This window comes from Rathayibacter sp. VKM Ac-2760, assembly GCF_009834185.1.
In the GTDB taxonomy this organism is placed as follows: Bacteria; Actinomycetota; Actinomycetes; order Actinomycetales; family Microbacteriaceae; genus Rathayibacter.
Map to the genome: position 1 here is coordinate 2470736 of NZ_CP047173.1, position 11542 is coordinate 2482277.

The window sequence follows — 11542 nt, forward strand, 5'->3', positions numbered from 1 at the left end:
CGGGCCGCGCGCTCGAGGCGATCAGGAGCGCCGGGACGTCGCCGGGTCGATCGGCGCTCCCGCGCGCGGTGACGAGCAGGAGCATCCGGCGGCCGGACGACTCCGCCGCCCGGACCGCGTCGACGGTCTCGTGCAGGAGCCGCTCGGCGGTGCGCGCATCCGCGGAGCGCGAGCGGCTCGGATCGTCCGCGGCGGCGAAGTCGGCCGGGTCGACGAGCGAGCGCGGCTCGACCAGGACGACCGGGGGCAGCGATCGCGCCGCTGCCGCGGCCCCGAGCGCCGAGAGCGGCAGGAGCGCGCCTCCCGCGGCGCGGGCGGCCGCGGGATCGTCGCGGTCCCAGGCGGGATCGGCGAGGAGCGTCGTCGAGACGCCCTGCCGGTCGTCGACCACGAGGGCCCAGGGGGTGTCCGCCTCCCGAGCGGAGTGGAGCAGCGAGCGCAGCGGGTCGCGGCCGTCGGCCCGCCAGTGGTCGGCACGTGCGAACGAGCGGGCGAGCAGCGTGTGGACGGGGAGCATCTCGGGAGCGAACCGGTCGCCCGGGGTTCCGGCGCCGGGAGCGGTCAGCACCGCGTCGGTGCCGCCGACGAAATCGGTGCCCGGCTCGCCGTCGAGGGCACCGAAGACCTGGGCGCGCGGCCGGCCGGCGAAGGACAGGACGACGAGGTGGTCGATCCGGGCCAGCGCGGCGGCGGCATCGCGCTCCCGCGGCGTGAGCGGCACGGCTCGAGCGGCGGCGTCGAGCGCGGTCGAGGCGACCTCGGCGAAGGAGCGGCGGAGGAACTCCCGCCGCTCCTCGCCGGGGCGGTCAGGCATCCGCGTCGGAGGTCTCCTCGGCAGCGGGCGCTTCGGCAGCGCTCGCGTCGGCGGCGGGCGCATCGGCGGCGGCATCCGTCGCGACGGCGTCCTCCGCGGGCACGGTCTCCGCGGGCACGGTCTCCTCGGGCACGGTCTCCTCGGGCACGGTCTCCTCGGGCAGGGCGATCGCCTCGGGCCCCTCCGTCACGAGCAGGTGGAACTCGGCGGCGGTGATGATGCGGACCCCGAGCGCCTCGGCCTTGCCGAGCTTGCTGCCGGCACCGGGGCCGGCGGCGACGTAGTGCGTCTTCTTCGACACGCTCGAGCCGGCCTTGCCGCCGGCGGCGAGGATCGCCTCCTGAGCGCCCTCGCGGCTGTAGCCCTCGAGCGAGCCCGTCGCGACGACCGTGAGCCCGGCGAGCACGCCGCCCGCCGCGTCCGCAGCACCGGGGCCGGGGTGGCCGGGGGTCGCGAACTGCACGCCCGCCCTCGCCCAGCGGTCGACGATCTCGGCGTGCCAGTCGACCTCGAACCAGGCCAGCACCGCGTCGCCGATGATGCCACCGACGCCGTCGACCGCCGCGAGCTCCTCGCGGCTGGCCGCGCGGATCGCGTCGAGCGAGCCGAAGTGCCCGGCCAGGGCGCGCGCGGCGACCGGGCCGACGTGCCGGATGCTGAGCGAGACCAGGAAGCGCCAGAGCGGCGAGGTCTTCGCCTTCTCGATGTTGGCGATCAGCGCGAGACCCGTGGTCGAGGGCACGTACTCGGCGTCGCCGCCGAACGCCTCCGCGTCCGGATCGAACGGGCCGTCGCGCTTCTGCCGCCGGCGCTTGAACGGGCCGACGACCTTCGCCTCGCCCCTGTCGTCCAGCTTCTGCAGCCCGGTCTCGCTGTCGCGGACGACGACCTCGATCGGGAAGACGTCCTCGATCCGCAGCTCGAAGAGACCCGCCTCGGTGACCAGCGGCGGCTCCGCGGGCACGAACGGCTGGGTCAGCGCCGCGGCGGTCACCTCGCCGAGCACCTCGATGTCGAGCGCGCCGCGGCTGCCGATGTGCTCGACGCGGCCGCGGACCTGCGCTGGGCAGGAGCGCGCGTTCGGGCAGCGCAGGTCGACGTCGCCCTCCTTCGCGGGAGCGAGGGTCGTGCCGCACTCGGGGCACTGCGTCGGCATCACGAACTCGCGCTCGCTGCCGTCGCGCAGCTCGATCACCGGGCCGAGCACCTCCGGGATGACGTCGCCGGCCTTGCGCAGCACGACCGTGTCGCCGATCAGCACGCCCTTGGCCTTCACCACATCGGCGTTGTGCAGGGTGGCCTGGCGCACCTCGGAGCCGGCGACCTTCACCTTCTCCATCTGCGCGAACGGGGTCGCCCGGCCGGTGCGGCCGACGCTGACGACGATGTCGAGGAGCTTGGTGTGCACCTCCTCGGGCGGGTACTTGTAGGCGATCGCCCAGCGCGGGGCGCGACTGGTGGCGCCCAGCTCGTCGTGCAGCTCGAGCTCGTCGACCTTGACGACGACGCCGTCGATCTCGTGCTCGACCGAGTGCCGCTCGCGGCCGTAGCGCTCGACGAACGCGAGGACCTCGTCCACCGACTCCGACACCCGGTTGTGCCCGCTGACCGGCAGACCCCACGAGGCGAGCAGCCCGTACACCTCGGACTGGCTCTGCACCGGCGGGTCGGGCCAGGCGCCGATGCCGTGCACGTAGAGCGCGAGCGAGCCGACCCGCGCCTCTCCGGCGCGCAGGTCGAGCCCCGCCTTCTTGTCGAGCTGCTGGCGGAGCCCGCCGCTCGCGGCGTTCCGCGGGTTGGCGAAGGTCGGGAAGCGGCGCAGCGCGCTCTCGCGCGCCCGCTCCTCGTCGAACGGCTTGCGGGTGCCGCTCGGCCGGGCCGACCAGCGCTCGCGCGCCTCCTCGACGGCCTCGTCGCGCAGGGTCTCCTGCAGGGCGTTCAGCGCCGCGAACTCGCGGACCGGGATGAAGACCTCGCCGCGGACCTCGACCAGCGCGGGGTGCCCCTCGCCCGCCAGCTGCTGCGGGATGCCGGCCACGCGCAGCGCGTTCACGGTGACGTCCTCGCCGGTGCGCCCGTCGCCACGCGTCGCCGCGGTGACGAGCCGGCCGTTCTCGTAGTGCAGCGAGATCGCGAGGCCGTCGATCTTGAGCTCGGTCAGCCAGGCGACCGGGCGGGCGGCGGAGGCGACGGTCTTGTCGCACCACTCGCGCAGCTCCTCGGCCGAGAAGACGTTGTCGAGCGAGAGCATCCGCTCGGCGTGGTCGATCGGGTCGAGACCGGCGGCGACCACGCCCCCGACGGTCTGCGTCGGCGAGTCCTCGGTGGCCAGCTCGGGGTGCGCCGTCTCGAGCTCGGCGAGCTCGCGGACCAGCGCGTCGTACTCGGCGTCGGCGAGCGGAGAGGCGTCGGCCGCGTAGTAGTCCTCGCTCGCGGAACGGATCCGCGCGCGCAACTCGTCGACCCGCTGCGCCGGATCGAGGTCCGCCGCCGGCGTCGGGCCGGCCCCGGGCGTCGCGGCCATCAGAGCACCGCCCCGGTCGCGGCGGCGCCGACGAGGTCGGCCGCGACCGTGCGGTCGATGGTGCACTGGCCGAGCACGCGGGTGCCGAGGTAGACGACGGCCGTCTGGCCGGGGGCGACGCCGTCGAGCGGCGAGTCGGGAGTGATCACGAGCTCCACCTTTCCATCGACCTCCGACACGACCGCGGTCGCCGGGACCGGGTCGGCGTGCGCGCGGATCTGCACGTCGCAGCGGAACGGGATCGAGGCGTCCTCGGGCGCCGCGCCGGCCCAGGTGAAGCGCGCGCCGGCGATCTCGCCGATGCGCAGCGCCTCGCGCGGACCGACGACGACCTCGTTGGTCTTCGGCCGCAGCTCGAGGACGAAGCGCGGTCGTCCGTCCGGCGCCGGAACGCCGAGGTGCAGGCCTCGGCGCTGGCCGACGGTGTAGCCGTGGGCGCCCTCGTGCGCGCCGACCACCGCGCCGTCGCGGTCGACGATCGCGCCCGTCTCGGGAGCGACGCGCTCCGAGAGCCAGCCGCGGGTGTCGCCGTCGGGGATGAAGCAGATGTCGTAGCTGTCCGGCTTGTTCGCGACGCTCAGCCCGCGACGGGCCGCCTCGGCCCGGACGACCGCCTTCGACGGCGTCGAGCCGAGCGGGAACATCGAGTGCTCGAGCTGCGCGGTGGTGAGGACGCCGAGGACGTAGGACTGGTCCTTCGCCTCATCGCTCGCGCGGTGCAGCTCGGGGCTGCCGTCGGCCGCGGTCTCGAGCGAGGCGTAGTGGCCGGTGCAGACGGCGTCGAAGCCGAGGTCGAGCGCCTTCTCGAGGAGCGCGGCGAACTTGATCCGCTCGTTGCAGCGCATGCACGGGTTGGGGGTGCGGCCGGCGGCGTACTCGGCGACGAAGTCGTCGACCACGTCGAGCTTGAACCGCTCGGAGAAGTCCCACACGTAGTAGGGGATGCCGAGGACGTTCGCGGCGCGCTGAGCGTCCATCGAGTCCTCGATCGTGCAGCAGCCGCGACTGCCCGTGCGCAGCGTGCCGGGCATCCTGCTCAGCGCGAGGTGCACGCCGACCACCTCGTGCCCCGCCTCCACCGCGCGGGCCGCGGCCACCGCCGAGTCCACTCCACCGCTCATCGCCGCAAGAACCTTCACCGTCCGAGTCTACGAGCGGGCGGCGGCGGCGCGGAGTGCGGCTCTCAGCCGGGCAGCACGGCGCGGTTGGAGAGGCCCGCGCGGGCGGCGCGGGCGTAGGCGTCCGGCAGCGCGGCCAGCAGCGCGTCCACGTCGGCGTCGACCGTGGTGCGGCCGAGCGTCATCCGGAGCACGCCCCGCGCCTCGTCCTCGCTGCGGCCGAGCGCGAGGACGACGTGCGAGGGCTCCGGGATGCCGGCGGTGCAGGCCGAGCCGGTGGAGACCGAGACGCCCGCCATGTCGAGGAGGAAGAGGAGCGAGTCGCCCTGCGCGCCGGGGAAGCCGAGGTGCGCGTTGCTCGAGACCCGACGGCCGGAGTCGACGGCCGGACCGGTCAGCGTCGCACCGGGCACGGCCGCGAGGACCCCCGCCACGAGCCGATCGCGCAGGGCGGCGAGCCGGCGCGCCTCCTCGGGCAGCTCGGCGACCGCCTCCGTCACCGCCGCCGCGAACGCCGCCGCCCCCGGCACGTCCTGCGTGCCGGAGCGGACCCCGCGCTGCTGACCGCCGCCGTGCAGCACCGGCACGACCCGGGCGTCGCGGGCGAGGACGAGCGCGCCGGTCGCGATCGGCGCGCCGACCTTGTGCCCGGAGACGCTGACCGCGACGAGGCCGACGCCGTCGCGGGAGCCGGAGTCGCGGCGCAGAGCCCCGATCTCGAGCGGCACGTGACCGAGTGCCGCGACCGCGTCGAGGTGCAGGGGCACGCCGGCGCGCGCGCAGACGGCGGCGAGCTCGACGACGGGAGCGATGGTGCCGATCTCGTTGTTCACCCAGAGTGCGCTGACCAGCGCGACCGAGCCGGCATCCGCGGCGAGCGCCGCCGCCAGCGTCTCCGGTCGCAGCGTCCCCTCGGCGTCGAGCTCGAGCCACTCGATGCGGGCGCCCTCGTGGGCGGCGAGCCACTCGACGCTGTCGATCGTCGCGTGGTGCTCGCCCCCGGGCACCAGGAGGCGCGTGCGGCGCCCGTCCTCCGCCCGCCGCTGCCAGTACAGGCCCTTCAGCGCCAGGTTGATCGCCTCGGTGCCGCCGGCGGTGAGGATCACCTCGATCGGCTCGCAGCCGAGCGCGGCGGCGATCGACGCGCGGGCGTCCTCGAGGCGGCGGCGCGCCTCCTGGCCGGTGCCGTGCACCGACGAGGGGTTGCCCGGCTGCGCGGACGCCTCGGCGAAGGCGGCGAGCGCGGAGGCCCGCAGCGGGGTGGTCGCTGCGTGATCGAGATAGATCATGGCACCCTCCGTCCCGCGACCGGGGGAGGAAGGGGGCCTCCGGCCGCTCACTACTGTAGATCGCATGCAGATACGAGACTCCCTGGTCCGGCTCGGAGTCACGGTGGACGCCGGAGGCGGCGAGCTGCGGGTCTGGTCGGAGCACGCGAGCGCGATCGACCTGCTCCTCTACGACGAGAAGGATCCGAGCTGGGTGACCCGCACGGTCCCGCTCACCCGCGGTGAGGGGAGCGTCTGGTCCGCTCGGGCGTCGCAGCTCACCGTCGGGCGGCGCTACGCGATCAAGGTGGACGGGCCGACCGGCGTTCCGGGGCGCTTCGATCCCCGGACGCCGCTGCTCGAGCCCTACTCGCGGGGCCTGCACCGGGTGGCCGAGAACGAGTGGCGCTCGGTCGTCGTCGACGACTCCTTCGACTGGGGCGACTCGCGGAAGCCGGCCACGCCGCTGGACCGGACCGTGCTCTACGAGGCCCACGTGAAGGGGCTGACCAAGCTGAACCCGGCCCTGCCGGTCGAGCTGCGCGGCAGCTACGCCGGACTCGCGCACGAGTCGACCGTCGCGTCGCTGCTCGAGCTCGGCGTGACGGCGGTCGAGCTGCTCCCCGTGCACGCCTTCGTCTCGGAGCAGCGGCTGCTGCGCCAGGGACTGACCAACTACTGGGGCTACAACACGCTCAACTTCTTCAGCCCGCACTCCGCCTACGCCTCCCCCGCCGCCCAGCGCGGCGGGCCGACCGCGGTGCTGCGCGAGTTCAAGGGCATGGTCAAGCTGCTGCACGAGGCCGGTCTCGAGGTGATCCTCGACGTGGTCTACAACCACACCGCCGAGGAGGGACCCCAGGGTCCGCGCTCGAGCCTGCGCGGGATCGACGACCGCAGCTACTACCGCCAGAGCGCCGAGGGCCACTACATCGACGTCACCGGCTGCGGCAACACCCTCGACTACAGCCGGCCGGCGGTGCAGCGACTGGCGCTCGACTCGCTCCGCTACTGGTCGCAGGAGGTCGGCGTCGACGGCTTCCGCCTCGATCTCGCCGCGACCCTGGGGCGCGACGAGATCGCGCACTTCCAGCGCGACCACCCGCTCCTCGTCGCCGCCGTCGAAGACCCGGCGCTCGCCGACGTCAAGATGATCGCCGAACCGTGGGACGTGGGGATGGGCGGCTGGCAGACCGGCAACTTCCCGGACGGCTGGTCGGAGTGGAACGACCGCTACCGCGACCGCGCCCGCAACTTCTGGCTCTCGGACATCGACTACGCCCGGCGCGCGGGGACGGCGCCGGTGGGCATCGGCGGCTTCGCGACCCGGCTCTCCGGCTCGTCGAACACCTTCTCGCTCGAGCGCGGCCCGCTCGCCTCGATCAACTTCGTCACGGCGCACGACGGCTTCACCCTCGCCGATCTCGTCTCGTACAACGTCAAGCACAACATCGGCAACGGCGAGTCGAACCGCGACGGAGCCGACACCAACCGCTCCTTCAACCACGGCTTCGAGGGGCCGACCGCGGACGAGCAGGTCACCCTCGCCCGGCGGAAGGCGATGCGCAACCTCCTCGGCACCCTGCTGCTCTCGGCCGGCGTCCCGATGATCACCGCGGGCGACGAGTTCGGCCGCAGCCAGCGCGGCAACAACAACGCCTACTGCCAGGACTCGGACCTCACCTGGCTGCGCTGGGACGGCCGCAGCGACTGGCAGCTCGAGCTGCGCGAGCACGCCCGGACGCTGATCCGGCTGCGCCGCGAGCACCCGGCGCTCCGGCCCGCCCGCTACGGACGCGGCGGGGCGGTGACGCCGGGAGCCACGAGCATGGAGTGGTTCGACGCGCACGGGCGGACGATGTCCGAGCACGACTGGACCTCGGCGGGGAACCGCACGCTGCAGTACCTCGCCGCCTCCACTCCCGAGACGGAGGACTTCGACCGCGTGCTGCTCATCGTGCACGGCGTCGAGTCGGAGACCTCGGTCGTCCTCGCCGAGAGCAAGGGCGTCACCGGCTACACCCGGCTCTGGAGCAGCGAGGAGGCGGTGCCGCTCGAGCACGGCGAGACGTTCGAGCCGGGCGAGATGGTCCGCGTGGCCGGGACCTCGATGCAGCTGTTCGCCGCGCACGGGCCGCGCCCGGTGGCGACCGCCCGATGAAGGCCGGACCGGGCACCCCGGCGACGGTGGCGCTGGCGGCGGCCGGGATCGCCTTCGTCCCGCGCGAGTACCGGCACGACCCGGCGGCGGCGAGCTACGGGACCGAGGCCGCCGAGGCGCTCGGGGTCGAGCCCGAGCGGGTCTTCAAGACGCTGCTGGTCGAGGTGGACGGCGAGCTGATCGTCGGGATCGTCCCGGTGACCGGCTCGCTCGGGCTCAAGGAGCTCGCGGCCGCGGTCGGCGGCAAGCGCGCGGCGATGGCCGATCCGGCGCTCGCACAGCGTCGCACGGGGTACGTGCTCGGCGGCATCTCGCCGATCGGGCAGAAGACACGGCACCGCACGGTGCTCGACGAGACGGCCGAGCTGTACGACACCGTGCTGGTGTCGGGCGGACGGCGCGGCTTCGACATCGAGCTCGCGCCGGCGGACCTCGTCACCGCGACGGGCGCGACCCTGGCCGACATCGCGCGGTGAGCGCGGCGGGTCTCGACACGCCGCTCCGCGGCTACTCGACCAGCAGATCATGCTGATCGAGCAGCCCTCGCAGAGACTTCATGCTGATCGAGTAGCCCTCGCAGAGGGCGTATCGAGATCCACCGTCATCCGAAGGGCGGGTCTCGACACGCCGCTCCGCGGCGACTCGACCAGCACGTCCGCGTCAGCCGGCCGCCGCCACCAGCCCGAGTTCGGCCGAGCGGGCGAGCAGCGGGTGCCGCGGCACCACGCGCACCGTGTAGCCGAACGAGCCGCTGCGATCGAGCGCGACCACCCCGGCGTAGGGCACGCGGCCGACCGCGTCCGCCGGCACGACGGCGCCCGACTCCTCGGCGACCTCGAGCTCGTGCAGCCGGACGTCGGTGAGCGACCCGTCGTCGGCGGTCGTGCCGTAGACCACCTGCACGGTGACGTCCTCGGGCGACAGCTCGCCGAGCAGCACGCCCGCGCGCAGGGCGAGCCGGTCGCCGCGCTGGGGCACCGCGTCGATGCCGCCCGACTCGACCGACGCGACGGCCACGCCGCTCCAGCCGGCGCGGACCCGCTGCTTCCAGGCCGAGAGCTCCTTCGCCGGCTCGAAGTGGTCGGCCGCGATCTCGCGCCCCGCCTCGGCCGCGGGGTGGTAGAGCGACTCCACGTACTGGCGCACCATCCGCTCGGCCGACAGCTCGGGCGAGAGCGTGGCGAGGGTGTGCCGGATCGAGCGCACCCAGCGGCGCGGCACTCCGTCGTGGTCGCGCTCGTAGTAGCGCGGCACGACCTCGCTCTCGAGCAGCTCGTAGAGCGCGTCGGCCTCGAGGGTGTCGCGCGACTCCGGATCGATGTCGCGGTCGGAGGAGGGGATCGCCCAGCCGTTCTCGCCGTCGAAGTACTCGTTCCACCAGCCGTCGAGGATCGAGAGGTTGAGCGAGCCGTTCAGCGCGGCCTTCATCCCCGAGGTGCCGCAGGCCTCGAGCGGGCGCAGCGGATTGTTCAGCCAGACATCGGTGCCCGGGTAGAGCAGCTGCGCCATCGCGATGTCGTAGTCGGGCAGGAAGACGATGCGGCGGCGCACGTCCGGCTCCTGCGCGAAGCGGACCAGCTTCTGGATGAGGCGCTTGCCCTCCTCGTCGGCAGGGTGCGACTTGCCGGCGATCACGATCTGGATCGGGTGCTCGGGGTGGGTGAGCAGCGCGCGGAGCCGCTCGGGGTCGTGCAGCATCAGCGTCAGGCGCTTGTAGGTGGGGACGCGCCGGGCGAAGCCGATGGTGAGCACGTCCGGGTCCAGCAGCTCGTCGAGCCAGGCCGGCGCGAGCCCGCCCGGGTTCTGCTCGCGCCAGGAGCGGGCGGCCCGCGCCCGGGCGTCGTGCACGAGCTGCTCGCGCATCGAGCGCCGCGCCTGCCAGAGCTCACCGTCGCTCAGGGCTCCCGAGGCCCAGTCGGCGCGGGTGGTGTCGTCGGTGCCGAGCCGATCGCGGGCGAGAGCGCGGAGGATGGGGTCGGTCCAGGTGGCCGCGTGGACGCCGTTCGTGACCGAGCCGATCGGCACCTCCGCCGTGTCGAACCCCGGCCAGAGACCCGAGAACATCGAGCGGCTCACCTCGCCGTGCAGCCGCGAGACGCCGTTGGAGCGCTGCGCGAGCCGGAGCCCCATGAACGCCATGTTGAAGACGTCGCCGGAGGCCGACTCGGAGCCGAGCGCCAGCACGTCCTCGATCTGCACGCCGGGCAGCAGCTCGGTGGTGAAGTACTCCTCGATCAGCCCGCGATCGAAGCGGTCGATGCCCGCCGGCACCGGCGTGTGCGTCGTGAAGACCGTGCTCGCCCGCACCACCTGCAGTGCCTGATCGAAGTCGAGCCCCGAGCCGATCAGGCCCGAGATGCGCTCGAGACCCTGGAAGCCCGCGTGACCCTCGTTGGTGTGGAACACCTCGGGCGGCAGCGTGCCCGACACCTCGGCCCAGAGCTCGAGCGCGCGGACGCCGCCGATGCCCAGCAGCAGCTCCTGCAGCAGGCGGTGCTCGCCGCCCCCGCCGTAGAGCCGGTCGGTGACGGTCCGCAGCGCGTCCTCGTTCTCGCGCACGTCGGTGTCGAGCAGGAGGAGCGTCACCCGGCCGACCTCGGCCCGCCAGATCCGCGCGTAGAGGGCGCGCCCGTCGGGCAGCGCGAGGACGATCCGCGCGGCCGAGCCGTCGGCCATCCGCACCATCCGCAGCGGCAGCCCGTCGGGGTCGAGCGACGGGTAGGACTCGAGCTGCCAGCCGTCGGCCGAGAGGCCCTGGGCGAAGTAGCCCGAGCGGTAGAAGAGGCCGACGCCGGTCAGCGGGACCCCGAGGTCGGAGGAGGCCTTCAGGTGGTCGCCGGCCAGGATGCCGAGACCGCCGGAGTACTGCGGCAGCGCGGCGGCGATGCCGAACTCGGGCGAGAAGTAGGCGATCGAGCGCGGCGCGGACTCCGGCAGCGACTGGTACCAGCGCGGCTCGGTGCGGTAGCGCTCGAGATCGTCGCGCAGGCGCCAGGCGTCGTCGACGAAGCCCTGGTCGCGGGCGAGCTCGGCGAGGCGCTCGGGGGCGATCGCGCCGAGCAGGGCGGTCGGGTCCCCGCCGCTCTGCCGCCACAGCTCGGCATCGGCCCGCTCGAACAGCCGGCGGGTGGGCTCGTGCCAGGCCCAGCGCAGATTCCCGGCCAGCTCGCCGAGCGCGGACAGCTCGGGCGGCAGGACGGATCGGACGGTGAAGCGGCGGATGGCCTTCACGGCACTCCTCGACTCTCTGCTGTTCTGGACGACCTGCTGTTCTGGACGACCTGCTGTTCTGGGCGACCCGCTGATCTCACGACCTGCTGATCCCGACGACCGCGGACCCCGGCGAGCACCCCCCCTGCGGACGGCCGGGGCGGTCGCGCTCGCACACTGTAGCGGAGTGCCCGCGAGCACCGTCCGCCCTGGCGCGGCCTCTTTTGCACAGCGGCGCGGGCCTTCGCAACCGGCGTGCCAAAGGCACCGGCGATCGCTACTGTCGTGACGTGGCTCAGACACCTTTCGGCAAGGCTTCGCACGGCAAGGACGCACGACGAGCGGCTCGGGGAGGTGCCGTCCCGGAGGAGACTCCCGCGGCGCAGGCTCCCCCGGCCGCCGGCTCGGCAGGACCGGCCGCGGAGGATCGACTCGAGGCCGCTCCGG

Annotated in this window: 6 protein-coding genes; 2 read left to right on the top strand and 4 right to left on the bottom strand. The window is 74.0% G+C overall.

The window, feature by feature from the left end:
• Positions 1-806: 806 nt before the first annotated feature.
• Genes ligA through GSU72_RS11225 form a run of 3 tightly spaced genes read right to left on the bottom strand, consistent with a single transcriptional unit; the run spans position 807 to position 5745 of the window.
• Positions 807-3338: an NAD-dependent DNA ligase LigA gene (gene ligA, locus GSU72_RS11215; protein ID WP_159985083.1), complete on the bottom strand. Its 2532-nt coding sequence runs from the start codon at positions 3336-3338 to the stop codon at positions 807-809.
• The gene (gene mnmA, locus GSU72_RS11220; protein ID WP_208545049.1) at positions 3338-4477 is read right to left on the bottom strand and encodes a tRNA 2-thiouridine(34) synthase MnmA; all 1140 of its coding nucleotides are present in this window, start codon (positions 4475-4477) and stop codon (positions 3338-3340) included. The genes ligA and mnmA overlap by 1 nt, the downstream gene beginning before the upstream one ends.
• Positions 4478-4521: 44 nt before the next feature.
• The gene (locus GSU72_RS11225; protein WP_159985084.1) at positions 4522-5745 is read right to left on the bottom strand and encodes a cysteine desulfurase family protein; all 1224 of its coding nucleotides are present in this window, start codon (positions 5743-5745) and stop codon (positions 4522-4524) included.
• A 64-nt stretch (positions 5746-5809) separates the two neighbouring features.
• Here GSU72_RS11225 and glgX point away from each other — a divergent pair, with 64 nt between their 5' ends.
• Positions 5810-7885, top strand: coding sequence for a glycogen debranching protein GlgX (gene glgX / locus GSU72_RS11230; protein ID WP_159985085.1), 2076 nt, complete (start codon positions 5810-5812; stop codon positions 7883-7885).
• Positions 7882-8361 carry a Cys-tRNA(Pro) deacylase gene (gene ybaK / locus GSU72_RS11235; RefSeq protein ID WP_159985086.1) on the top strand — a complete coding sequence of 160 codons (480 nt, stop codon included), beginning with the start codon at positions 7882-7884 and terminating at the stop codon, positions 8359-8361. Before glgX ends, ybaK begins: the two co-directional genes overlap by 4 nt.
• Before the next feature lie 184 nt (positions 8362-8545).
• Here the strand turns inward: ybaK and glgP are convergent, their stop codons facing one another.
• Positions 8546-11116, bottom strand: a complete 2571-nt coding sequence (gene glgP, locus GSU72_RS11240; RefSeq protein WP_159985087.1) for an alpha-glucan family phosphorylase — start codon at positions 11114-11116, stop codon at positions 8546-8548.
• Between the last annotated feature and the right edge of the window lie 426 nt (positions 11117-11542).

Bases quoted from the DNA above. Each gene is read 5' to 3' on its own strand.
- ligA (WP_159985083.1), bottom strand. From the start codon at position 3,338: ATGGCCGCGACGCCCGGGGCCGGCCCGACGCCGGCGGCGGACCTCGAT.
- GSU72_RS11225 (WP_159985084.1), bottom strand. From the start codon at position 5,745: ATGATCTATCTCGATCACGCAGCGACCACCCCGCTGCGGGCCTCCGCG.
- glgX (WP_159985085.1), top strand. From the start codon at position 5,810: ATGCAGATACGAGACTCCCTGGTCCGGCTCGGAGTCACGGTGGACGCC.
- ybaK (WP_159985086.1), top strand. From the start codon at position 7,882: ATGAAGGCCGGACCGGGCACCCCGGCGACGGTGGCGCTGGCGGCGGCC.